This window comes from Nostoc sp. DSM 114161, from assembly GCF_052692665.1.
Genome location: NZ_CP195141.1, coordinates 549,659 through 570,821, shown reverse-complemented (window position 1 = coordinate 570,821; position 21,163 = coordinate 549,659). Strand labels below are relative to the sequence as shown.

Below are 21,163 nucleotides of genomic sequence, written 5' to 3'. Positions count from 1 at the left end.
ATGTAAGCGTCCAAAGTAATTTTTACTACGTCCTGAGTGTGTGGACTTTGAACCTAACTTTTCTAAAAATGAGCGATGCCTGCGGCGGGCTACGCCTACGCCAAATTTTTCCAGTCAATAGACCGTTAAAAATATGTAAATGGTGGCAAATAATCCACATCTAAAACTTGCTCAATAGTATAGGGACAATTTTGCGGGAAACAATTTAATCTACTTTTCTTTTTTGCTTGTCGTAATGCATCAATGTAGACTTCCTCAAGCACTGCGAGCAAATAATTATAGAGGTTTTTAGATTTAGTTAGTTTCCTAAGTTCCACCCGAAAATTATCAATTTCAACCTCCCAATGATTTTTACACTCAGGCAGACTCCAATATTGATACAAAAGCAGATGTTTGAGAAGTTGCAGTAGATAACTTTCTAGCTTGTGTTTCTGTTCGTTACCCAATGCTGCAATCTCCTCAATCAAATGCTCCCAATCAAGACTATCTAAATCTCGTTCTTGCAATTGTTTCAATGTAGTTTCTAACCACAATTGATAATCTTGTTCGTAAAGAATTTGAGTAGGTATTTTAGACATTATTTAATGTTCTCCTAATTTGCTTATTGACGCACAGTCCCCGCTTGACAATCGCGTAACCAAGCTTGAACTCCTTGAGCGATCGCACCATTACTACTATCGCGTGGTGGCGATGGTGGTTGTTGTTTTGGATAAGCACCTATTTGAGAAAACATCATTACTAGACGCCAACCATTATTAGTTTTAGTCAACAATAGCCAGTGAAATTCTTGTAATTCTACCGCTTTCTTATTTATATACTGGCGCTGTAAAGTGCTAAAAAAAACTTGTTCTACCCCTGATGCAGAACTTTCAGGAGCATCTGTACTATATTCTTCAAGGTTAAGGGGCAGGGGAGTAAACTCAGGCCTTCCTGCTACCAGCATATAGCTGTATAGGTCAGCGCTGCGGCTGCGACGGCGGGCGCGTTGAATAGCGCGGTTGGTGTAACTCGGTAAATCTTGCAATAACCGTGTAGTCAATGTTTCTAAATCTTGCTCAGAACATAAAGATTTTGCCCCAGTGTTAGCATTTTCCCTCTCTGCTAGGAAAGAGACGCTAGGGGTAAAATTATTTGCGAATGCTGAGTTATGCAAGATATTTGGTGTTAAAAACCAGAAACCACAAACTAGGAGCCACAAGCTATAAATTTGATTTCTGATTTCTGGCTTCATGCGATCGCACTCAAATCCTCAGAAATTCTCTTCCAAGCTAGCTCAGGCTCAGCAGCAGTAGTGATGGGACGCCCAATCACTAGGTAATCTGCCCCAGCAACGATCGCTTGTGTTGGAGTGAGCGATCGCTTTTGATCGGCTTTGTCTGCCCAAGTCGGTCTCACACCAGGACAAACTAACAAAAAGTCATCTCCACAAGTTTGTCGTAGCTGTGCCACTTCTTGAGGCGAACAAACTACCCCATCTAATCCCGATTCTTGCGCCATCAATGCCATTTCTAGAGCGTATTCTGGCAACTCTAAGGGAATCTTCAAGTCAAAGGCCAGTTGTCTAGCGGAAATGCTTGTCAACAAAGTAATAGCAATTAACTTGGGTGGTTTTACACCCGCTTGTGCCGCTCCTGCTTGTGCCGCTTCTGTTGCAGCCTTGAGAGCTTCTCTACCACACGTAGCATGAATTGTCAATAAATCCACACCATAACGAGCTGCACTACGGCAAGCACCAGCGACAGTGTTGGGGATGTCATCAAACTTTAAATCCAGGAAAATCTGCTTTTGCCGGGATTTTAGCACTTCCAGAATTTTTGGCCCAGTGCTGGTAAACAACTCTAAACCTACTTTGAAGAAAGTAACATCCTCAAGTCGATCTACAAGGGCGATCGCACTTTCTTGGTCTGGCACATCCAAAGCCACAATCACTCGTTGTTGAGCCAATTCGCCACTCCCCATTGCCTACTCCCCATCTAAAGCACTAAACGCACAAATTTATTTTTGCCGACTTGTAAAACTTTACCCTGTAAATCAGCAGCAGCAGCAAAAGTGGTATCGACATCAGAAATGCGATCGCCATCTAAGCGTACTCCACCTTCTTGAATTTTCCGCTTGCCTTCCCCTGTACTTTTACACAAGCCAGTGACATTAAGAAGATAAGCTAACTTCACAGGAAATTGCGACACCCCAGCTAAAGAAAATTCTGGAACTGCACCTTCCTTACCACCGCTTTGGGCAGCTTCTAGAGCTTGTTGGGCTGCTTTTTCGCCGTGGTACTGTTTGACAACTTCCCATGCTAAAAGTGTTTGGCGATCGCGCGGATTTTCTGGCAATTTGTCTAAAGGTAAATCCGTCAACAGTTCAAAATATTGTTCCAACAGGCGATCGGGAATCCCTTGTAACTTCTGGTACTTTTGCCCTGGGTGTTCTGATAAAGCAATATAATTACCCAAAGACTTGGACATTTTTTGCACGCCATCCGTGCCAATTAAAATCGGCAGCAGCATTCCAAACTGCGGCTTTTGACCAAAATGACGTTGTAAATCTCTGCCCACAGCAATGTTAAATTTTTGATCGGTTCCTCCTAATTCCACATCTGCCTTCACCGCAACAGAATCAAAACCCTGCATTAATGGGTACAGGAACTCATGGATAAAAATCGGATTCTCTTTTTTATAGCGTTCAGCAAATCCCTCTTTAGCCAGCATTTGCCCGACTGTCATCGTAGAGAGTAACTCCAAAATTTTCTCTAAGTTAAGCTGGGAAAGCCATTCGGAGTTATAGCGCACCTCTAATCTTCCTGGTGTGTCAAAATCCAAGATAGGACGTACTTGGTCAAGATAAGTCTGGGCATTTTGGGCCACATCTGCTTGCGTAAGCTGACGACGCACCTCAGATTTACCAGTCGGATCGCCAATGCGTGCTGTAAAATCGCCAATAATTAGAACTGCTGTATGACCAGCATCTTGAAATCCTCGCAGTTTTCGTACTGGTATGCTATGACCTAGATGAATATCAGCACCTGTAGGATCGATTCCCAATTTGATCCTCAAAGGTTGGTTTGTAGTTAATAAGCGCTTTTCTAGACTTTCACTGTTATTATCAGCTGGTTGTGGGAAAACTTCTACTACACCACGACGCAACCAATTCATATCTTGCGTCATCCCAGAAAATCCATCGTTAGCTATGCTTTGTACACTAGAAGTTAAGTTGGTTATAAACACTTGCAATTTATCCACTTTCTCATCTGCCAAACTACTATAATTGCAAAAAATTAACCGCCTTGCTTCGCCGAATTAATTACAGTTAAATTTACACATGAGGAAGTGAAATCGCCGTGTCGTCGTCTAGGACTTTTGAAGAGAAACAGCCACAACGTCAGGCTTCATCGGGTTTCGAGTTTTTGAAAGGAGTCGGTCAGGTAACTGGCGGTACTCTGCTTTCAATCACCATGCTGGCAAGTTCCATTGTAGCCGGAGGACTGGTTGGTTTAGCCATTAGTTTCCGTAATTTGCCAGATGTAAGACAGCTACGTAATTTCTTTCCCTCAGAAACAACTTACATTTATGACATTAAGGGTAAACTTTTAGCTAGCGTCCACGGGGAAGCCAACCGGGAAGTAGTTCCCTTAGATAGAATTTCCCCAAATCTCAAACGGGCAGTATTGGCAAGTGAAGATAGCCACTTCTACAGTCATCACGGCATTAACCCCACTGGCGTCGGACGTGCTGTAGTAGTTAACGCTGTAGCAGGTGGAGTGCGTGAAGGCGGCTCTACTGTTACCATGCAGTTAGTAAAAAACTTATTTTTGACTCGCAAGCGTGCCTTTACCCGGAAGTTAGCAGAAGGGGTGCTAGCAATTCGCTTAGAGCAAATTCTCACCAAAGACCAAATTTTAGAAATGTACCTCAATCAAGTTTATTGGGGTCATAACAATTATGGTGTACAGACGGCGGCACGCAGTTACTTTAACAAGTCATCAGAATATTTAACTTTGGGTGAGTCAGCAATGATGGCGGGTTTGATTCAAGCACCAGAAGAATTCAGCCCGTTTGTGAGTATGAAGCTGGCAAAACAGAAACAAAAAGAAGTGCTGGGACGGATGCTGGAATTAAATTGGATTAGCCAGCAAGAGTACGATGATGCCCTTAAGCAAGAAATCAAACTTGGCAGAATCAAATCCTTTCAAGGTAGTGCCCTACCTTATATAACCAACACTGTAGCGCAGGAGTTGGCTAAGAAGTTTGGCCGCGAGGCACTACTCAAGGGTGGAATGCGGGTGCAAACTACAGTTGATGCCAACTTTCAAATTATGGCAGAGGAAACTGTTGTCAAGTGGCATAAATCACTGCTGGAGCAGGGACTATCGAAGAATCAAATTGCTTTGGTGTCGATCGATCCGCGCACGCATTTTATCAAAGCCTTGGTGGGTGGTGTAGATCCTAAAGTCAGTGAATTCAATCGGGCAACTCAAGCTCAGCGACAGCCCGGATCTTCTTTCAAACCCTTCGTATACTATACTGCTTTTGCTACTGGCAAATACGGCCCGGATACAACGGTGGTGGATGCACCAGTTAGATATCAAGATGGTAGTGGTTGGTACTCTCCAAGAAATTACGATGGCAGTTTTAGCGGCCCGATGCCAATTCGCACGGCTTTAGCCCAATCACGGAACATTCCTGTGATTAAAATTGGTAAGGCTGTGGGGATGAATCGAGTCATAGAAACCTGCCGTACCTTGGGCATTATGAGTCCAATGGAACCTGTGACCTCGCTACCTCTGGGAGCAATTGGTGTCACACCTTTGGAAATGGCTAGTGCCTATGCTACCTTTGCTAATTATGGCTGGCAGTCTCCACCAACTGTAATTGCCCGTGTCAGCGATAGTAGTGGTAATGTATTACTAGATAATACTCCTAAACCCCAACTAGTTCTAGACCCTTGGGCTTCGGCAGCCATTATTGATGTGATGCGAACGGTGGTTACCAGTGGTACGGGTAAAGGTGCTGCTATTGGTCGCCCCGCCGCTGGTAAGACAGGTACAACTTCTTCAGAAAAGGATATTTGGTTTGTTGGGACTGTACCCCAGTTAACTACTGCTGTTTGGGTAGGAAGAGACGACAACAGACAATTAGCTAGCCGTGCTACAGGCGGCGGTATGGTTGCTCCCATCTGGAAAGATTTTATGGAAAAAGCACTCAAAAATGTGCCTGTAGAAAACTTCAAGTCACCTTCCCAGTTTCCCCGTCCCAAGTCTAATTAGAGTTAGAAGTTAGGAGTTAAGAGTTAGGAGTTATTAAGCAACTCCTACCTGATATTGGTTTACCTGTAGTTAGATGAATTTATCCAAAATTTAAGCCAAATTATAATAATTTTGGATAAATTAAGGAAGTAACAAGGCTTTCAATACCTGATTCGCATAAAATTTTTAACTTCTAACTCCCAACTCCCAACTCCTAACTCTTAACTCGTAACTTGATGTTAGGGCTGTTTTTCTAGCTCGGCTTTCATCCGTTCTAAAGTCAGGTGCATTTGGTCAAACATTTGTTGCGGGGTAACACCAAACTGACCTAACTGAGTTTTTAGTTGCTCTACTGTCATTTGTGCCATGAAGTCTTCTGATAGCTCAAAGCGCTTCATAAAGATGCGATAGCGATCCATCATGGCTTCCATTTGCTCAATAAACAGCTTTTTGCCCTCGCGGTCAAATTTACCGTAGCTGTTGCCAAGCTTGATAAGTGCTTGATAATCATCAAACAACTGCTTTGCTTCTTGCTGAACTATTTCAGAATCGAAGAATCCCATGTTGCCTATATAAAACTGAGCGCCCAGACTCAGTAGCTTAATAGTTTGACTTATATTTTTATTCTAGTCTAGGCGAGTAATCTAGCGGACAAGCTTCGGTTTGAGTACGGTTTATTACCGAAATTTCAACACTTGACTTGAGAACGTTTCCCGTCTCTAAACCCACCTAATAAAGCCGCAATACTCAAAGCTTTAGCAATTGATTTCGGATTGCGGTTTTCATCGGGCTGAATTTTCAACCTGGTAGCGCATTTCAAAGCTAGTGAATTTTGCGGGTTAAGTTTTAATGCTTGAGTGATGTAAACCCTAGCCATTCCTAGTAATTTTTGCCGAAGATGTACAAAACCTAATAGGGCGTGATAATCGCTGTTATTAGGTTCTAACTTGATAGCATCCCGTAGTTCTTGGACAGCTAGCGTCCATTTGGTTAGTTTAATATACTCTATAGCTCGCTCGTAGTGACGTTGAGCGTAGTTTTTCAAAACGGGTTTGACATTAGTTTCTTCAGTTAATGTCACTTGAACTGGCTTAACTTCTACCTTGGAAATGATGGGAAGAGGTTCTTGAGGTAGCAACAGATTAGATTTATGCAACTGTAAGTAAACTAAATTTAGTATCCTTATTTGTTGGGTTACTTGATAAAACTGATGTAGTGATTTGTATTGAGCTTCTGCATAGCAGGCGATCGCTTCTTCGTAAAAGAACTCTGCTTGGGGTGTAGTCATTTCCCGAATTTCCTGGAATAGAGCGCTTTTTTCAGACAAAACTTGCTCCTTCAAGACTCTTGCTTGTGAAAGCAACATTGCTATGGCACTCAAGCGCTTGTGTTGATTTTTCAACTGCTCATAGGCTGGGTTGATTAAATGGCTAAATATTGCCGTTGCTAATTCTTGTTCTCGATTGCTGCTTTTGGTATGGCGATCGGGATGTAACAGTTTTGCTAAAGTGTGATAGCGTTTGAGAATCTGGCGATCGTCAGCAGTCACGGAAATTCCTAGCACAGCATAAGGATCGCAAAGCTGTTCGAGCCATTTCGGCGGTAGGAAAGTTTGTGACATTGTAGTAAAGTAATCCGATCGCTTAAAAACTTAAAATTAGCATCAAAGCTCAATGCTCGGTGATATGACACCTACTCAAGTTTATTCTCAAACCCTAAATCCTGAGAGGACTTTCCACCCAAAGATCGCAAAAGCAAAGTAGAGTAGTTGATTAAAATAAAATTATCTGAACGCTATTTAAGTAAAAATTTAGCAATATATTGAAGATAATTGCCACCATTATATTTCTTGATTTTAAATTTGGAATTACTGATGGCTGTCTTATTCTAGGAACTATAGTACTGGTATATTTGTTAGGAATATGTTGACTAAGCGCAAAAGTCGAAGTGTTGCCGCTGTTCTAGCTTTTTCTGGCACGCTGACAATTTCCGGATTGCATAAATTTTATCTGGGACAGCACCTGTGGGGTATTTTGTATGTCTTACTTTCGTGGACACCTATCCCCAAGGTAGCTAGTGCTATTGAGGGAGTTTGGTATTTAGCTCAAGACGAAGAAGCCTTCGATCGCAATTTTAATCTCGGCAAATCAGCTCTCAGGAATTCACAGCACGCGAGCGATCGAGTAGGAGCAGTTGCTGATGCTTTGCGCGAACTCGATGCTCTACGCCAAGATGGACTAATTTCAGAATATGAATTTGAGCAAAAACGCCGCCAACTGCTAGACCAAATTTCTTGATATTAACGACAATCATGAACAATTGGCTACCTTTCAATTTGAAGCTGCAAAAACTCCGTGCCAAGTTGCTCAACGATCCTTACTATCGCTTGCAATCTGGGGAAGAAATTCAGATTGCGGCACAATTGGGCATTCGCATTGATGCTAATCAAGCAACTGTAGATGATTGGTTACGCTTACCAGGTTTGTCAATTCACCAAGCGCGATCGCTTGTGGAACTTTCACATTCTGGTGTGAAATTTTATTGTATTGAAGATATAGCTGCGGCTTTGGGTATGCCTTCCCCGCGACTCGAACCACTAAAACCCCTATTAAATTTTAGTTATTACGATCGCGAATCTTTAGATTCTCCAACAAATTTAGTTAATCCGAACACGGCAACAGTTGAAAATTTAGCCAAAATTCCCTTTATCGATGTGTCTCTAGCACAAGCAGTAGTGCAAAATCGCCAATCTGCCGGGCCTTTTCATAACCTAGCTGATTTTCAACGACGATTAGAGCTACCTGGTGATGCGATCGCTCAGTTAATGTATTTTCTGCGTTTTTAACAGGTTATTTATTAGTTACTCTTCTAAATAGTCAGTTGTTCAACACAAACAACTGACTATTTACTAATTAAATAAACCCAATGCGATTTAGAGGCCAAAAGCGAAATGTTGCCCGACCAATGATATTTTTTCTGGGTAAAAAGCCCCAATAACGAGAGTCGTTACTGTCGTTGCGGTTATCTCCCATGACAAAAAATTGGTCTTCTGGAACTTTCACTGGTTGAAACGGCTGATTTGCTAGTTCAGCAATGTAGTCTTCTGCTAGGCGTTGGTTGTTGATATAAACTTCGCCGCGAACAACACTAATTACCTCGCCTGGTTGGCCAATCACTCGCTTGATGAAGGCTTGATCTTGGGGATATCCTCGACGTTGTAGTTCTGCGGGTGGTTGAAAAACGATAATGTCGCCAGTTATGGGGGGGTGAAAATGATAGGAGATTTTTTCTACCACCAAGCGATCGCCAGTATGTAAGGTGGGTAACATCGAGTCAGAAGGTATGTAACGAGGTTCGGCGATAAAAGTCCGAATTAGGAGTGCTAAACATAAGGCGATCGCCACTAAAATCAGATTTTCCTGCCAACTACGCCATACTTTTGACGACGCACGCTCTTGCTTTGCATCACTTTCGTGAGGAATCATAGAAATTTTTAGCCAGTTAAAGAAGTGGAACAAATACCTTGATTATTTTGACTTCAAAGGTATACTGATAAACAAGCTGAGTTTCTCACCAATTCATACATAGATTAAATAATACAGTTATTGCATCTATCAACGCTATGCAAAACTCCTGAAAATCAACTATGACCTGTCTCACGGAACATCAGCTGAAGATTAAGATTATTAGATAGACAATTAAAAATTTTAATTCTAGTTGCTGCAATTATAAGCTAAGTTACTAGACAATTTTCAGCTTTGCTTCCTCTTACTAAAAAAAGCTAGTTGCCGACTGTAATAGCTATATAGCCAGTCGGTTTTTTCTGCGATCGAGAAAAAATTAACTGAACTTGGTGTAATTAGTCAAGAAACATTTAATTTAAATACAATATTTAATGTTTTAATAGTTCTACGACAGACTATATAATATTTTAACAAATTGTTCGTAAAAGTGCGATTAAGTTACGTAATTCTACGGTAACAACGCATATTAAATTGTAATATTAATAATGTATGAGCCTCTTTAGTTATCAAGATTAAGGATAGCAGATAAAAAGTCAGTAGCAATTTTGACTAAAATCTCAACATCAAAAATAGAGTTATGCCAATACAATTATTTTTGCTAAATAAGTAAAAAGTATCTAGATTAACGACTAAGTGCCCCTTGGCAATGAGAAACTATATTGAATTAATTTCCGTCTCTCTGTTTGATAGAAATTACAAAGCAATATTCTCTCAGTTAAAAATTTAACTTTTTCTTAAAAGGGAAGCAATGTCATTAGGCAGTAAAATATATTTTATAAATTGTATAACTAAATAGTTTATTAGACTGTTTTTTCAAAAAACTCGCCTTTTATTGAGTAGTTTTGTAGATTAATTAAATAATTTACGAAGCTATCAATATAAAACTTCCCTGTCAAAAGGAGAGCTTGCAAAAGATGTGAGTTGTAGACTTAGCAGCTAAACTGAACTTATTTATTTTTGAAAGTATCCTACCTGAAAGTATAGTACTGCTGTAGCTATTAGTTGGGTAGAGACAATAGTAAATTAAAAACTTCTATTAAGAGGATTTCGAGGTGTAGTTAATTATCTAAATAATGCTCCTTGCAAGAGCTAATGCTCAGAGTAAGTGCAGACTCTACTGTTTATGGGTTGGTTGAGATTAAACATTTAAGTTTCAGTAAAAGCTGTAAAATCTGTGTGTTTGATTCTAATTTTCAGAATTATACAAACCATTGGTTTTTAAATATCTAAAAAATTTTGTGCTAGAACGTACTGTCATATACGTGGGATGGTTTTCTTGGTGAAGGAGCTAAATGGTGGAAAATAATAAGCCGTTTTTGTGGCCAGAAGGCATATTAATTGGGTTGCTTGGCTTGGGTGGTGTTTTTAGTCTTGGTTTGATGATGCTTCTGAGACCAAATACTTCGGAAGCTCAGATTAAACCAAATATCAATGTAAATAATGTATCTGCGAACGCAGGAACTCAGCAGCGCATTGAGAAATTCAAGGGAGCGATGCTGATGAGCTGGCAGCAACAGGCACAAGTCAAAGGCTTCTCCTACCCCGTACCATCGCGTTTTCAAGGGACGATAATTAAAGAGGCAAAATTGGCTCAAGCAGAGAAAGTCATTGCTCTTACCTTTGATGATGGCCCTTGGCCTGAAAGTACAAAGCAAGTACTAGATATTTTAAAAACAAATAATATTAAAGGGACATTTTTTGTTGTTGGGCAAAACCTGAAAAATTATCCAGAATTAGGCAAAGAAATTGTAGCTCAAGGTCATATCATTGCCAACCATACTTGGCATCATTGGTATCACTTCTTTAATCACCAGGCAGCTGCCTTTGAAATCGATCGCACAACAGAATTAATTTATCAAGTTACAGGAGTTAAAACAACTCTGTTCCGGCCTCCCGGTGGTATGATGCACAATGGGCTAGTTGGTTATGCCAAAGGACAAAAATATACTGTGGTGATGTGGTCAGCTGACTCCACGGACTACAAACAGCCACCCGTCCCAAAGCTAATTAATAATGTACTTAAAGATTCCAGACCTGGTGGCATTGTGCTGATGCACGATGGTGGCGGTAATCGTTCTAGAACTGTGCAAGCTTTACCAGAAATTATTAGTAACTTTAGAAAGCAAGGCTATCGGTTTGTAACTGTTCCAGAACTTTTAGAAATAGAAGATAAAGAGATAAAGGTAGTTGCTAATAAAAAGTAATAATTATTAATTACTAAGTTATTGGCCAATATTAATTGAGTAACAACTAAAATTATATTTTTTGGTTAAATACTAGGTGGCAATACTAATTGATTCCATTTAAGTTATAAATCGCAAATCCCCGACCTCTTAAAGAAGTCGGGGATCTTTGTTGTTTGTTAATGACTGCTACTCACTAAACTGAACTCAGCTGTCTCTTTTTGAGGATCGGCTTCTGGACTATCAGCTTCAGAAAGCGGAACCAACTGCCAGAATTTGGGCAAAAATTCTTGCCAGTTTTGCAGAATTTTCTTCGCTTTTGGCGAACCAGTTCGTTCTGCATGAGTTTTGATTAACTCTTGCAATTGCTTTGCACCTGCTTGAGTAATCACTCGCTGCTTTTTGAAAACTTCTGGGTTGACTAACTCAAGGAATGAACCGTCTTCATCTAAAAAGTATGCGAGTCCACCGGTCATTCCAGCCCCAACGTTACGTCCTACTTTACCAAGAACGACAATCGTACCACCAGTCATATACTCACAGCAGTGATCCCCAGCACCTTCAATGACTGCGACACCTTTGGAGTTTCTCACAGCAAACCGCTCTCCTGCTAAACCGTTGGCAAATAATGTGCCACCAGTAGCGCCATAAAGACAGGTATTGCCAACTATGACGTTTTGCGATGAATTATAAGTGGCATCAGACGGCGGTTTGATGATGATTTCACCACCATGCATTCCTTTGCCTACGTAGTCGTTTGCCTCTCCTTCCAGGGTGAGAATAATGCCTGGGAGGTTGAAAGCGCCAAAGCTTTGTCCGACACTACCCGTGAATTTGAGATTAATTTGTCCTTCAAAGCCGCTGTCACCGTACTGGGAAGCGATCGCCCCTGCTAATCTAGTACCTACTGTTCTGTCAGTATTGACTATGGGGAAGGTTTTGGTAACAGTAGATTGGTTTTTGATGGCAGCTTGAATGTCGGGATCGGCAAGCAATTTGTCATCCAAAACTACGCCGTTGCTGTGGACTTCTTCATGCACTAACCAGTGACGATTTTCTCTGGTGTCTGGTAGTTGAAGTAAACAGTTGAGATTTAGCGATCGCGTTTTGGTAAGTTTTACTTCTGGGCGCACTTTCAATAAATCTGCACGTCCGATAATTTCTGACAATGAACGGTAGCCGAGTCGTGCTAACAAACTCCGCACTTCTTCGGCGATGAAGTAGAAGAAGTTGACAACTTGTTCGGGGATTCCTGTAAACCGCTTGCGGAGTTCTTCTTTTTGAGAAGCGACTCCCACGGGGCAGTTATTTGTGTGGCAGATACGCGCCATAATGCAGCCTTCGGCAATCATAGCAATGGAGCCGAAACCGAATTCTTCAGCGCCCATCAATGCACCTATTACCACGTCCCAACCACTCTTGAGACCGCCATCGACCCGTAAAATCACGCGATCGCGCAAACTATTTTCCATCAAAACGCGATGCACTTCACTTAAACCGAGTTCCCAAGGCGAACCCGCATGTTTAATTGAACTGAGCGGCGATGCACCGGTACCGCCATCATGACCAGAAATTTGGATAATATCAGCATTTGCTTTGGCTACACCCGCGGCGATCGTACCAATACCGACTTCAGCAACTAGCTTGACTGAGACTTTTGCTTTCGGGTTAATTTGGTGTAGGTCAAAAATCAGCTGCGCTAAGTCTTCAATCGAATAAATATCGTGGTGTGGTGGTGGTGAAATCAGCGTTACACCAGGCTTAGAGCGCCTTAACATGGCAATGTATTGGCTTACCTTCGGCCCTGGTAGTTGTCCGCCTTCCCCAGGCTTGGCACCTTGGGCAATTTTAATTTCAATTTGCTTGGCGTTGACTAAATACTCTGGCGTCACACCAAAGCGTCCCGATGCTACTTGCTTAATGGCACTATAGGCGCGATCGCCATTTTGCAATCCTTTTAAATGGGGCAAAGTTGCTGAGTGTCCAGATTCATCTACATCATCCAAAACTGTATAGCGCACTGGATCTTCGCCACCTTCCCCAGAGTTAGATTTACCGCCAATGCGGTTCATGGCGATGGCTAAAGTTTCGTGTGCTTCTCTTGACAAAGCACCTAAAGACATGCCTCCAGTACAGAAACGCTGGACAATTTCAGCTACTGATTCTACTTCTTCTAACGGAATTGAGGGGCGATCGCCTTGGAAGTCGAGCAAGTCGCGCAAAGCCGTTATCGGTCTGCCTTGGAGGTGCTGTTTGTAAACTTCATAGTGGTCGTAGTTTTTGCCATCTAGAGCTTTATGCAGTGCCTTCACCATTTCTGGACTATTCATGTGATACTCGCCCTTAGGACGGTACTGCACAAAGCCCAAGTTTTCTAATTTGTTGGTTGTCAGTTCCGGGAAAGCTTTGCTGTGGAAAGAAAGCACTTCCAAGGCGAGTTCGCTCACACTCAAACCGCCAATGCGGGAAGTCGTACCGCGAAATCCCAGGTCGATTAAATCCCTACCGATACCGATCGCTTCAAAAATTTGCGCTGCTTGATAGCTGGAGAGTAAAGAAATTCCCATTTTGGAGAGAATTTTCAATAAACCCGACTCCACTGCTTTGCGATAATTTCCTAAAGCTTGCTTTAGAGTGATGCTTGCAATTTTCTCCAAACCCATCAACTTTTGAGTTTTGGGATCTGACCACCAATCACGCACTGTGTCCAAAGCCATATACGGACAAACCGCACCAGCACCATAGCCAATCAGACAAGCAAAGTGATGAGTACTCCAGCATTGGGCAGTATTAGCAATCAGGGATGTTTTCATTCGCAACCCTTCCCGAATCAGGTGGTGATGGACGGCGCCGACTGCTAATAGGGGAGGAATGTAAGTGTATTCTGTATCGATCCCCGCGTTATTAAGTGAGGTTGGAGGGATCTGGTCGCTTAATATTAAAATCTTTGCACCAGCCCGCACTGATTCGGCTGCTCGTGCTTGTAAAGCCTCCACAGCAGCTTTTAATCCTTCCGGGCCGTTAGCGATCGCAAATAAAGTTGATAACTCGGCTGTGGCAAATCCTGACAGCTTAATCGCCTCTAATTCTGTTTCGTTCAATACTGGCGACTCAAGTCTCAATCTGCGAGCATATTCTGGCTTTGGTTCTAATAAGTTACCGCGTTCGCCCAACTCGACTTTCAAAGACATCACCAGCTTTTCCCGTAGGGGATCGATGGCCGGGTTGGTTACCTGAGCAAAGCGCTGTTTGAAGTAGTCATAAAGCAGGTGGGGCTTTTCTGACAGTACTGCTAGGGGGATATCATCTCCCATACAGAAAGTCGGTTCTGAGCCTGCGATCGCCATTGGTTGAATCACCATTTCCACATCTTCTGTGGTGTAACCAAAGGCAGTTTGACGCTGAAGTAAGCTTTGCTTGTCAATGGTCACTTGTCCTTGGTCATTACCATTTCCATTTGCTGATGATATATGACTAATGACCAACGACTCTAATTCTTGACGGTACTGTTGCAACCATTTTCCATAGGGATGCTCCTTAGCGATGCGTGCCTTTATATCCCAATTTTTCAGCACTTCATGTTTTACTAAGTCCACAGCAATCATTTGCCCCGGCCCTAGTCTACCTTTCTCTATAATTTTGGCTTCTGGGAATTCCACTACTCCTGCTTCCGAAGCTACAACAATATAGTTATCTTCGGTAATTACGTAACGAGCCGGTCTTAATCCATTCCGATCTAGTGTCGCCCCAACTTTTTGCCCATCACTGAATACTAAAAGCGCTGGGCCGTCCCATGCTTCTTGCAAACCGCTGTAATATTCGTAAAAATCAATAATTTCTGGATATTCATTTAAAGAAGGCTGATTTTTGTAAGCCTCTGGAACCATAATCATTAAAGCTTCCAAGGGGCTGCGTCCAGAACGCACCAGCAATTCCAGCACATTATCTAAAGTAGCTGAGTCGCTGTTGTCAATGTGAACTAATGGCTTAAGTTCGTTGATGCGATTCTCTTGGGAAGAACCTGCACCCATAGTCCATACTGGATGATTTAGATCGGCTTCACGCGCCATCATCCAGTTGATGTTACCTAACAAAGTATTAATTTCGCCATTGTGACCCAAAAGCCGCATTGGTTGAGCTAGCGGCCACTTGGGCATTGTGTTGGTACTGAAGCGACGATGGTAGACAGCAAAGGCGCTTTGGTAAAGAGGATTTTTTAAATCTTGATAAAATTCTCCCAATACAGCAGAACGCACCATGCCTTTGTAGACAATTGTCCGGCTTGATAACGAGCAAATATAGAATTCTTCTGAAATATCATTTGCCAGTTTACTTATTCGGCGGCGAGTCAGATACAATTGCCGTTCCAAATCTTCGCCTGTTTTGTCAACAGAAGCTAATAAAACTTGTTCGATTTGGGGTTGATTTTCTCTAGCTTGTACCCCTAGTAAACTAGGTTGCACTGGCACCACTCGCCATCCCAGCACCATCAATTTTTCTTCACCAGCTACTCGCTCAACTGCTGCTCTGGCTTTTTGTGCTGCTTCTTTGTCTTGTGGTAAGAATATCATCCCCACAGCTGTATTGTTGGTAGATGAAAATTCTTTTTGATGGGAAAACTCTTGTTGAAACAACTCCCAAGGAATTGCTGTTAATACTCCTGCACCATCGCCAGAGTCTTGGTCAGCACTACAACCTCCCCGATGTTCTAGGCAAGTTAAAGCAGCTAAAGCTTTTTCGACAATTTCGTGGCTGGCATGATTTTGTCGATGAGCAATGAAACCTACACCACAGGCATCTCGTTCCTCTACTAACCATCTTTGCCCCTGGCTGGTATTCCTTGAGTCAATATCCGCCGTGATTTTATGGTCTTGATTCATCGATTTATTATTCATACCATGTACCTGAACTATTGAGTTACCAATTTTGCCACTACTTATGAGAAAAATTTTTCAATTTAGCGATGCAGAAATACATCAAGACTAAAAATTTAGGGAAAAAAAATTTTAACTTCGGTTTTACTTTTTAGTTGCCCCGTGTTAAAATTTTTACGTACTTTTTATGTATTTATGCTTTTTTTAGACAAGCTATTTTAGCCAAGACACTTTTATTGCCCTGACATTTTCTCTCTATATATTGTGAAGCTAAATATTTTCTCAATTCCCTCTTTCCAGATGCACACTAGCTACTTGCTTTGAGAGCCTCCTTTGGCTCATCTCATATACAACCACTTAACGCTGCACTAGGTTTTAAAATCAAAATTATCCCGATCCAGCAATAAAATCAGCGTATTACAATATATGCCCATTTGACAATTCCCAAAAATTTCTCTTCACCAGTTGCCACCTGTCCCACTAGCAATTGCACCTCACTTAAGTAGCAATCGCAACTAACAATGAGGATTGAATATCTTAATCCAGTTTTGATAACTAGCACTACCGTGTATAGTGCGATCGCTATTAGTGCCAGTTAGAACACTTGCTTACAGTCGTTTAGACGGCTTAATTATTCTTTCTCTTTACAAGAGATAACAATCCAATATATAGATTATCATATTTTTTCGCAAAAAACTGATGTTTTTTATATTTGCAAATAATTAGTTAGTTTATACCTTGAGCGATCGTTTTGAAAAATACCTAGTAAATTATGGTAAGAATGCCGAATTGTTGCCAACAACAATACTCAAGTGTGATGTCGCTAATTGGGACTACCAGGTTGATGCAAGCTACTTTGTCACCAATACTTTTGGCAGTGGTGTGCTTAGCTACTACCTATGTTAACGCCCAGGAGTCCCCAAAAAATGATAACCAAATACCGATAACTTCACAGACGCCGACATCTCCATTACCAGCGGTGCGATCGCCTTCCCTTGGCAATCAAATTTCCCTCAATGGGCGTACCTTGTCAGGAACTTGGTTACAGCGACCTGGAAAAGCCAATCAAATCACAACCCATATCAGTGACGGTGCATTCCGCCAATTAATCGGAGTAAATTTTTTAAACAGTAGTAATTGGGCTAGGCAACCAGTACAGTGGTTCTCTTCGACGAGCAACCCATTAGTTCTAAACACTACCCTACTAAAGGGATATCGCTATCTAGATATTAGTAATTTTGCCCAAGCAGCCGGATGGCAAATCCAAGCCAATGGTAATATTTTAGCGATCGCCACCCCAAAAGCCCAAGTAACGAACATTCTTCAAAACCAGGAACCTTCCCAAGCCACTGTTACTCCTTTGCAACCAACTCGAATTCTTGTCGATTTAGATCGTCCAACTCCCTGGCAAGTTGCACAAGGATCGACTGTTAAAACAATTCCCACTACATCTCCCGATCCAGACACACCACCACCAAAATCTACCACACCACCAAATCGGGAGTGGACGGTTACCCTGGATGCAATAGCCGATCCCGTTTTAATACAACGCTATACTCCCCAGCCACCACCAGCAGCACCACCAACATCGCTGCCAGATCTACTCAAACAATTGTCGCCAAGCGCACCACCACTACCAGCCCCAGAACCATTAATTCAAAAAGTGGAAGTGGTGAAGAACCAAACCATTATTCGCTTGAGCGTTCCCTTTGGTTTATCACCTCAAGTGAGTACTGTAGCAAACCCCGATCGCCTAATTATCGACATTCGACCCGATCCTTTAGAAGAACGAGATATTACTTGGGCGCCAGGATTGCGCTGGCGACAGCATTATATTAACTTGGGGGCAGAACGCTTCCCGGTGGTTTGGTTAGAAGTTAACCCCCGCACAGTTGGGGTAACGTTAAAACCGATGTGGGTTAGTTCTAATACACTAATTGGTACTGCTCCTTTAATTCAAACAGCACAACGTTACTTAGCAGTAGCTGGAATTAACGGTGGTTATTTTAACCGCAATAACAGATTGCCGTTGGGTGCAATTCGCCGAGATGGTCAGTGGTTATCAGGCCCTATTCTCAACCGAGGAGCGATCGCTTGGAATAATTCTGGTCAATTTTACTTCGGCCGCCTCACCTTAGAAGAAACTGCGATCGCTGCAAATAACCAACGCTTACCAATTCTCTTTCTCAATAGTGGCTACGTCCAGAGTGGTATTGCTCGTTACACCCCTGCTTGGGGAGCAACTTACACGCCCCTAACAGACAATGAAATCATCCTAGTGGTACAAAAAGACCAAATTACTAATCAACTACCAGGGGGCAAAGTTGGCGAACAGGCGATTCCTATTCCCCAGGACGGCTACCTGCTAACCTTACGCGCCAACGCTGCTGCTAATGCCTCACAGCTACCTGTTGGCACCACAGTCACCATTTCCAGCAGCACTACTGGCGCTGATTTTGATCGTTATCCCCACATTATCGGAGCAGGGCCGCTATTAATCCAAAATGGTCAAATTGTCCTTGATGCCAAAGCCGAAAAATTCAGCAATGCTTTTATTGCAGAAAAAGCTATTCGTAGCGGTATTTGCACAACGCCAACAGGGACACTGATGATAACTGCTGTCCATAATCGTGTCGGTGGTTATGGCCCTACATTGGCAGAACACGCCCAATTACTGCAACAAATGGGCTGTGCGAACGCTCTAAATTTAGATGGTGGTAGTTCCACCAGCCTTTACTTAGGAGGGCAACTACTTGACCGTTTTCCGAGTACAGCTGCTCGCGTCCATAATGGCATCGGTATTTTCCTGCAAAAATGAGGAATTAGCGCCGGAGATTGTGTATTTGAAATAGGGATTGGGTATTTGGGATTAAAAATAATATTTTTAATTTTTTTTAATTAAAAATATTCTTTATTCCCTATTTCTCAGCTCGTTTTTTAAAGTTTAGAACAAGCTGCCATTTTACTTAATGAAGACTTAGTGTAGGTCTGAAAGTTTTAGTCAGTGACAGTTTACACCATAGGGAATGATTTTGCTATCTTTAACAAAGTGCAACAAAATTCTGGTTTTTTTCGGTTGCAAGACAGCACCAGAATTTTTCATCAAGATTTTAAGAGTACCGACGGTTTGTTATGTCTTCTAATGAGGTTACTATGACTCGATATCAAGAAATCACACAGACTGAGGCTCTACACATACCTACAGCTATTAGTTCCAAAAGTATTGCTGCAACAGAGTTACGTCCTTGGGGTGCTTTTACAGTATTGGAAGAAGGACGCGGATACAAAATTAAGCGGATCGAAGTTAAGCCCGGACACCGCCTGAGTTTACAAATGCATCATCACCGCAGCGAACACTGGATTGTCGTCTCTGGTACAGCTAGGGTAATTTGTGGTGAGCAAGAAGTATTATTGAGTAACAATGAGTCAACTTATGTACCTCAATGTACAGCTCATCGTTTAGAGAATCCTGGTGTGATTCCTTTGGTGTTAATTGAGGTACAAAATGGTGAATACTTGGGTGAAGACGATATTATTCGCTACCAAGACGATTATGCTCGTACCAAGGATTAGAACCAAAAGAGCGCTATAAAAGCTCTAAACCCAAAACTGAATACACTTTTGTGCAAATTGTCTCTAGTAAGTACTGCACAACATAAGTCCCTGCCTAGTTGAGGTGGGGACTTATGTTAGTCATATAAATGTAGTAATATGTAGTAAGAGCGATCGCTCTACCGGGGAAATATGAAGTTAAAATTCACAATCTTCATCTAAGATAAAGCAAATAGACCAATACTCCTACCTGTCAAACCAAATTGTTTGTTAACTGGAAACACCAAGTATTTAGCTAAAGCTCAAAAGCCAAAAAATATTCATTCGTCCTTGGAAGTTGAGATTTGGCTGTATAAATTAAGTCTGTTGAGATTTGAATTCAAACGTAACTCTACATAGAAGTAAGCTAGGTGCAGGATATAATAGCAAAGCATTGGTCAACCAATCTGTAGAATAAACATAGGTTATTCAGTTGCAAAAACGAATTTCATGGTTCATCTGAGTCAAGCAGCCGCGAGTGAAATCGTGCGAATTAAGTCCAAGCAACAGCCAAATGTCTTGTTTCGATTAGCGGTAAAACCAGGTGGCTGTTCGGGTTTTGTTTATGATATGTCCTTCGATGAAGCAATAAAAGTTGGCGATCGCATTTTTGACTTCGACGAGATTCAAGTAATCGTAGACGCCGAAAGTTTAAATCAACTCAACGGTTTGACAGTAGATTATTCAGAAGACTTGATGGGTGGTGCTTTTCGTTTTCATAATCCCCAAGCGATCGCTACCTGTACTTGTGGTAATTCCTTCTCCATCAGTAATTAATCATTGGTCATTGGTCATTAGTTTTTCACAAATGACAAAAGACAAAGGACAATTGACAATTGACATCAAGTCCGAAAAAAAGATATAATCAGGATTTGTTAAAACTTAGACCATAAGCAGCTTAACGCGCTGTAACTCATGCCAACAATACAGCAGCTAATACGTAACGAACGCGAACAAGCGCGTCAGAAAACAAAGTCCCCAGCTCTGAAACAATGCCCCCAACGCCGGGGAGTTTGTACCAGAGTATACACGACCACACCAAAAAAGCCTAACTCAGCTCTCCGCAAAGTAGCAAGGGTAAGACTTACCTCTGGGTTTGAAGTTACAGCTTACATTCCAGGGATTGGTCACAACTTACAAGAACACTCAGTTGTTATGATTCGTGGCGGTCGGGTTAAGGACTTACCAGGCGTGAGATACCACATCATCCGTGGCACCTTAGATACAGCCGGAGTCAAAGACCGCAAGCAAGGCCGTTCCAAGTATGGAACCAAACGTCCAAAAGAAGCCAAAAAATAGGATTAGGCGATTAATCGCACTAAACACGATTAATCGTCTGCCCTAGAAAGGCTCACCAACAAAAAGCGATCGCCAAGGCGTGTTCTTGCAGCAGTCATAAAAACTGTTTTATTTGTTTGAAGCAATCAAGCAAGCTATACCCTACACTCAGCGAGCAAGTGTAGAATTTCTGAGGAGAATCCTGTAACAATAACAGAATTCTCATTCGTACATTAAGGTTTAGAATCTTGTCGCCTTGAGTATTCAGTTGCTCTTAGCAAGTCAAGCAATTTTAGATTTTAGATTTGCGATTTTAGATTTATCGAATTTCCAAGAGAATGAGACTTACAGACTCTTGATTTTTCATTTGTTCCAACCACAAGGTTAAGGACATATTAACGAAAAATTTTAATCAAAAATCCAAAATCCAAAATTGGCATCTGTAACGCTCGAAAAAAATTGAGGAAGTCT

The 21,163-nt window shown here is 41.9% G+C and carries 16 protein-coding genes; 8 read left to right on the top strand and 8 right to left on the bottom strand.

The features are described 5' to 3' along the window. Positions 1–125: 125 nt before the first annotated feature. The 4 genes from NSTC745_RS02605 to tyrS are packed head-to-tail and all read right to left on the bottom strand — an operon-like array spanning position 126 to position 3,164. Entirely contained in the window at positions 126–578 is a 453-nt protein-coding gene (locus NSTC745_RS02605) for a DUF29 domain-containing protein (RefSeq protein WP_445635749.1), read from the bottom strand. A gap of 23 nt (positions 579–601) precedes the next feature. Continuing rightward, on the bottom strand, positions 602–1,231 hold the full coding sequence (locus NSTC745_RS02600) for a hypothetical protein (RefSeq protein WP_445635748.1): 630 nt from the start codon (positions 1,229–1,231) through the stop codon (positions 602–604). Next, entirely contained in the window at positions 1,228–1,959 is a 732-nt protein-coding gene (pyrF, locus tag NSTC745_RS02595) for an orotidine-5'-phosphate decarboxylase (protein ID WP_445635747.1), read from the bottom strand. The genes NSTC745_RS02600 and pyrF overlap by 4 nt, the downstream gene beginning before the upstream one ends. A 14-nt stretch (positions 1,960–1,973) precedes the next feature. After that, positions 1,974–3,164 (bottom strand): tyrosine--tRNA ligase, encoded by a 1,191-nt coding sequence (gene tyrS, locus NSTC745_RS02590; RefSeq protein ID WP_445638514.1) that lies wholly within the window; start codon positions 3,162–3,164, stop codon positions 1,974–1,976. A 173-nt stretch (positions 3,165–3,337) separates the two neighbouring features. Here tyrS and NSTC745_RS02585 point away from each other — a divergent pair, with 173 nt between their 5' ends. Beyond that, positions 3,338–5,263 (top strand): transglycosylase domain-containing protein, encoded by a 1,926-nt coding sequence (locus NSTC745_RS02585; RefSeq protein WP_445635746.1) that lies wholly within the window; start codon positions 3,338–3,340, stop codon positions 5,261–5,263. Positions 5,264–5,481: 218 nt separating this feature from the next. On the opposite strand, the gene NSTC745_RS02580 is transcribed toward NSTC745_RS02585, so the two are convergent. After that, positions 5,482–5,805 (bottom strand): DUF1825 family protein, encoded by a 324-nt coding sequence (locus NSTC745_RS02580; RefSeq protein WP_096536737.1) that lies wholly within the window; start codon positions 5,803–5,805, stop codon positions 5,482–5,484. A 125-nt stretch (positions 5,806–5,930) separates the two neighbouring features. Next, a complete protein-coding gene (locus NSTC745_RS02575) occupies positions 5,931–6,863 on the bottom strand; it encodes a J domain-containing protein (RefSeq protein WP_445635745.1) in 933 nt (310 codons plus the stop codon). A gap of 301 nt (positions 6,864–7,164) precedes the next feature. On the opposite strand from NSTC745_RS02575, the gene NSTC745_RS02570 reads away from it, so the two are divergent. Both NSTC745_RS02570 and NSTC745_RS02565 read left to right on the top strand, forming a co-directional pair. Continuing rightward, positions 7,165–7,539 carry an NINE protein gene (locus NSTC745_RS02570; protein ID WP_445635744.1) on the top strand — a complete coding sequence of 125 codons (375 nt, stop codon included), beginning with the start codon at positions 7,165–7,167 and terminating at the stop codon, positions 7,537–7,539. Positions 7,540–7,553: 14 nt separating this feature from the next. Next, positions 7,554–8,087 (top strand): helix-hairpin-helix domain-containing protein, encoded by a 534-nt coding sequence (locus NSTC745_RS02565; protein ID WP_445635743.1) that lies wholly within the window; start codon positions 7,554–7,556, stop codon positions 8,085–8,087. A gap of 67 nt (positions 8,088–8,154) precedes the next feature. On the opposite strand, the gene lepB is transcribed toward NSTC745_RS02565, so the two are convergent. Then, the gene (gene lepB, locus NSTC745_RS02560) at positions 8,155–8,727 is read right to left on the bottom strand and encodes a signal peptidase I (RefSeq protein WP_445635742.1); all 573 of its coding nucleotides are present in this window, start codon (positions 8,725–8,727) and stop codon (positions 8,155–8,157) included. Positions 8,728–10,061: 1,334 nt separating this feature from the next. Here lepB and NSTC745_RS02555 point away from each other — a divergent pair. Continuing rightward, entirely contained in the window at positions 10,062–10,970 is a 909-nt protein-coding gene (locus NSTC745_RS02555; protein ID WP_445638513.1) for a polysaccharide deacetylase family protein, read from the top strand. A gap of 158 nt (positions 10,971–11,128) precedes the next feature. On the opposite strand, the gene gltB is transcribed toward NSTC745_RS02555, so the two are convergent. Beyond that, positions 11,129–15,844, bottom strand: a complete 4,716-nt coding sequence (gltB, locus tag NSTC745_RS02550) for a glutamate synthase large subunit (RefSeq protein ID WP_445635741.1) — start codon at positions 15,842–15,844, stop codon at positions 11,129–11,131. Between the two features lie 760 nt (positions 15,845–16,604). On the opposite strand from gltB, the gene NSTC745_RS02545 reads away from it, so the two are divergent. The 4 genes from NSTC745_RS02545 (at position 16,605) to rpsL (ending at position 20,713) form a co-directional block, all read left to right on the top strand. Continuing rightward, positions 16,605–18,641 carry a phosphodiester glycosidase family protein gene (locus NSTC745_RS02545; protein ID WP_445635740.1) on the top strand — a complete coding sequence of 679 codons (2,037 nt, stop codon included), beginning with the start codon at positions 16,605–16,607 and terminating at the stop codon, positions 18,639–18,641. Between the two features lie 335 nt (positions 18,642–18,976). Next, entirely contained in the window at positions 18,977–19,396 is a 420-nt protein-coding gene (locus NSTC745_RS02540; RefSeq protein ID WP_096536743.1) for a cupin domain-containing protein, read from the top strand. Positions 19,397–19,864: 468 nt separating this feature from the next. Beyond that, on the top strand, positions 19,865–20,191 hold the full coding sequence (locus NSTC745_RS02535) for a HesB/IscA family protein (RefSeq protein ID WP_445635739.1): 327 nt from the start codon (positions 19,865–19,867) through the stop codon (positions 20,189–20,191). A 138-nt stretch (positions 20,192–20,329) separates the two neighbouring features. Then, a complete protein-coding gene (rpsL, locus tag NSTC745_RS02530; protein ID WP_012410236.1) occupies positions 20,330–20,713 on the top strand; it encodes a 30S ribosomal protein S12 in 384 nt (127 codons plus the stop codon). The last annotated feature ends 450 nt before the right edge of the window (positions 20,714–21,163 follow it).

Excerpts from the sequence above, each read along its gene's own strand:
- NSTC745_RS02605 (WP_445635749.1), bottom strand. The coding sequence starts at position 578 with ATGTCTAAAATACCTACTCAAATTCTTTACGAACAAGATTATCAATTG.
- NSTC745_RS02600 (WP_445635748.1), bottom strand. The coding sequence starts at position 1,231 with ATGAAGCCAGAAATCAGAAATCAAATTTATAGCTTGTGGCTCCTAGTT.
- pyrF (WP_445635747.1), bottom strand. The coding sequence starts at position 1,959 with ATGGGGAGTGGCGAATTGGCTCAACAACGAGTGATTGTGGCTTTGGAT.
- tyrS (WP_445638514.1), bottom strand. The coding sequence starts at position 3,164 with ATGACGCAAGATATGAATTGGTTGCGTCGTGGTGTAGTAGAAGTTTTC.
- NSTC745_RS02580 (WP_096536737.1), bottom strand. The coding sequence starts at position 5,805 with ATGGGATTCTTCGATTCTGAAATAGTTCAGCAAGAAGCAAAGCAGTTG.
- NSTC745_RS02575 (WP_445635745.1), bottom strand. The coding sequence starts at position 6,863 with ATGTCACAAACTTTCCTACCGCCGAAATGGCTCGAACAGCTTTGCGAT.
- NSTC745_RS02570 (WP_445635744.1), top strand. The coding sequence starts at position 7,165 with ATGTTGACTAAGCGCAAAAGTCGAAGTGTTGCCGCTGTTCTAGCTTTT.
- NSTC745_RS02565 (WP_445635743.1), top strand. The coding sequence starts at position 7,554 with ATGAACAATTGGCTACCTTTCAATTTGAAGCTGCAAAAACTCCGTGCC.
- lepB (WP_445635742.1), bottom strand. The coding sequence starts at position 8,727 with ATGATTCCTCACGAAAGTGATGCAAAGCAAGAGCGTGCGTCGTCAAAA.
- gltB (WP_445635741.1), bottom strand. The coding sequence starts at position 15,844 with ATGAATAATAAATCGATGAATCAAGACCATAAAATCACGGCGGATATT.
- NSTC745_RS02545 (WP_445635740.1), top strand. The coding sequence starts at position 16,605 with ATGCCGAATTGTTGCCAACAACAATACTCAAGTGTGATGTCGCTAATT.
- NSTC745_RS02540 (WP_096536743.1), top strand. The coding sequence starts at position 18,977 with ATGACTCGATATCAAGAAATCACACAGACTGAGGCTCTACACATACCT.
- NSTC745_RS02535 (WP_445635739.1), top strand. The coding sequence starts at position 19,865 with ATGGTTCATCTGAGTCAAGCAGCCGCGAGTGAAATCGTGCGAATTAAG.
- rpsL (WP_012410236.1), top strand. The coding sequence starts at position 20,330 with ATGCCAACAATACAGCAGCTAATACGTAACGAACGCGAACAAGCGCGT.